A 3,130-nucleotide genomic window follows, 5' to 3' on the forward strand; every position below is an offset into this window, starting at 1 on the left:
TAATTGTATTTGTTTATTTAAACAAATATATTTTGTAGCTAACCAATATGCTTGTTTAGCTAGAGCTTGATGAGAATCAATAATTGTGATTGATGTTGGTAATACTAACTCTATTTCTCGACGTAATAGTGGAAAATGTGTACATCCTAATATGATTGTATCAATTTTAATATTATTATTATTTTGTAGCCAAACATAAAATATGTTACGTAACATAAATAGTGATATTTTTTCACCATGTAATTTAGCTTCAGCTAAATTTACTAATTCTGGAGCACTAAATGGTATAATTTGACAAAATTGAGCATATTTATTTATTAATTTATGAATATAATTACTTTGTATTGTACTTTCTGTAGCAAGTAAACCAATAAATCTACTATGTGTTAATTTTACTGCTAATTTTATAGCAGGTGTTACTCCAATAATAGGATAAGAAAAATATTTACGTAATATTGCTAATGATAAAATACTAGCAGTATTACAAGCAATAATAATCATATTGAATAAATGTTTTTTACTAATAGCATTAATAATTTTTATAATTCTATTAATAATAAATAACTTAGGTTTTGTTCCATAAGGAAAAGCTTCATTATCAAATACATATATATAATTTGCATTTGGTAATTTTTGTTTTACTTCATGAAAAATAGATAATCCACCAACCCCAGAATCTAATATTAAAATAGTTAATTGTTTTTTTTTACGTTTTAAATACATTTGTATGTACAAATAAAAAAACTTTAGATTAAATCTATAAAAATTATTGCTGACTAATAAATAAATTATTATTTATTTAAGTTAGTTTTAATTAGTTTTTAGTGTATTGGGGGCGCATAGTAGGAAATAAAATTACATCACGAATATTTTTACTATTAGTCAATAGCATGATGATACGATCAATACCAATACCTAATCCTGCGGTAGGTGGTAAACCATATTCAAGTGCGGTGATATATTCTTGATCATAATAAATATTATTGGTATTATTATTAGTATTTTTAGTTTGTTCAAGAAATCTGGATGCTTGATCTTCAGGATCGTTAAGTTCTGAAAAACCATTGCCAATTTCAATCCCGCCAATAAATAATTCAAAACGATCAGTAACAAATGGATTATGATTATTACGACGTGCTAAAGGTGATACCTCTACTGGATAAGCAGTAATAAAAGTTGGTTGAATTAAATGTTTTTTTGTTGTTTCTTCAAAAATTTCTGTTTGTAATTTACCTAATCCCCACATTTGATCGATATGAATACCTAAAGATTTTGCTAAAGTTTTTACTTGAACTATATTATTTAAATCATTTAGTAAAATATTTTTGTTATAATAACAAATAGCTTCAATCATTGTCATTTCTAGAAATGTTTTACTAAAATCTAAATTGTGATTGTTATAAGATATAATTTGATTACCAAAAATATGTTGAGTTATTTCTCTGAATAATTCTTCTATTAAAGGTATTAAATCGCGATAATCTGCATAAGCCATATATAATTCCATCATAGTAAATTCAGGATTATGATATGCAGATAATCCTTCGTTACGAAAATTATAATTAATTTCAAAAATACGTTCTAAACCACCAATTACTAATCTTTTTAAATAAAGTTCTGGAGCTATACGTAGATATAAATCTATATCTAATGTATGATGATGTGTTATAAATGGACGAGCTGTTGCCCCCCCAGGAATAGAATGCATCATAGGAGTTTCGACTTCCATAAAATTATATTTTTTCATAAATGTACGTATTTCTGCGATAATACTAGATCTTATTTTAAATAGATACATACAATTATCATTAGTAATTAAATCTAAATAACGTTGCCGATAACGTATTTCTTTATCTACTAAACCATAAAATTTATCTGGAAGTGGACGTAATGATTTAGTTAATAATCTAAGCTGAGTACATTGCACTGATAATTCACCAGTACGAGTTTTAAATAAATAACCATTTATACCTAATATGTCTCCTAAATCCCATATCTTTATAATTTGTTTATATAAAGTTTTAGATAAATGATTGGAAGAAACATATAGTTGAATTTGCCCACCTTCATCTTGTAAAGTAAGAAACGATGCTTTACCCATAATACGACGTGTCATCATACGTCCTGCTAAACTAACATTAATATTTAATTGTTTTAATATTTGATTATTATGATGACCATATCGTGTATGTAATTGATTAGAAATTATATTTTTTCTAAAATCATTAGGAAATGGATTACCTTGTTCACGTAATATTGTTAATTTGTTTTTACGTAAATTAAATAATCGTTCTTTACACATAACATACCTCATAGCCCAGCTTTTAGACTAGCTTGAATAAATTGATCTAAATCACCATTGAGTACTGCCTGAATATTTCTTATTTCTATCCCAGTACGTAAGTCTTTAATACGTGAATCATCTAATATATATGAACGAATTTGATTACCCCAATTAATATCTGATTTATTGTTTTCTCTTGTAATTTTTTCTATATTTTTTTTTTGTAATTCAAATTCATATAGTTTAGCTTTAAGCTGTTTCATAGCTTGATCTTTATTTTTATGTTGTGAACGATTATTTTGACATTGTGTAACAATATTAGTTGGTAAATGAGTTATTCGTACTGCTGATTCAGTACGGTTAACATGTTGACCTCCTGCACCAGAAGCACGATAAACGTCAATCCGTAAATCTTTATGATTTATATCAATATCAATATTATTTTCTATATCAGGATAAACAAAAACTGAACTAAATGAAGTATGACGTCTACCTCCAGAATCAAATGGACTTTTACGTACTAATCGATGTATACCTGTTTCTGTTCGTAACCAACCGTAAGCATAACTACCAGTTATATTTATGGTTGCATATTTTATACCAGCCATTTCATTCACTGATTCTTCAATAATTTCAGTGTTAAATTCATGATTTTCACACCAACGTAAATACATACGTAATAACATATTAGCCCAATCTTGTGCTTCAGTTCCTCCAGAACCAGCTTGAATATCTATATAACAATTATAATTATCATGTTTACCAGTAAACATATAACACATTTCAAGTTTTTGTAACTTGATAGTTAAGCGTTTTATTTCATATTTAATATCAGTAATAATTTCT

General features: G+C 26.4%; 3 protein-coding genes. All 3 read right to left on the bottom strand.

Features of this window, described 5'->3' with window-relative positions; all coding sequences use genetic code 11:
• Window positions 1–723, bottom strand: a 723-nt coding sequence (murI, locus tag CEX73_RS00075; RefSeq protein ID WP_101626627.1) for a glutamate racemase, incomplete at its 3' end; no start/stop codon positions are given.
• A 91-nt stretch (window positions 724–814) separates the two neighbouring features.
• A complete protein-coding gene (gene lysS / locus CEX73_RS00080) occupies window positions 815–2,302 on the bottom strand; it encodes a lysine--tRNA ligase (RefSeq protein ID WP_260080840.1) in 1,488 nt (495 codons plus the stop codon).
• 8 nt (window positions 2,303–2,310) lie between these two features.
• A partial coding sequence (prfB, locus tag CEX73_RS00085) for a peptide chain release factor 2 (RefSeq protein WP_101626629.1) occupies window positions 2,311–3,130 on the bottom strand: 820 nt, incomplete at its 5' end.

Origin of the sequence: Candidatus Palibaumannia cicadellinicola (assembly GCF_002855795.1) — a bacterium.
Taxonomy (GTDB): Bacteria; Pseudomonadota; Gammaproteobacteria; order Enterobacterales; family Enterobacteriaceae; genus Baumannia; species Baumannia cicadellinicola_C.

Excerpts from the sequence above, each read along its gene's own strand:
- lysS (WP_260080840.1), bottom strand. The coding sequence starts at position 2,302 with ATGTGTAAAGAACGATTATTTAATTTACGTAAAAACAAATTAACAATA.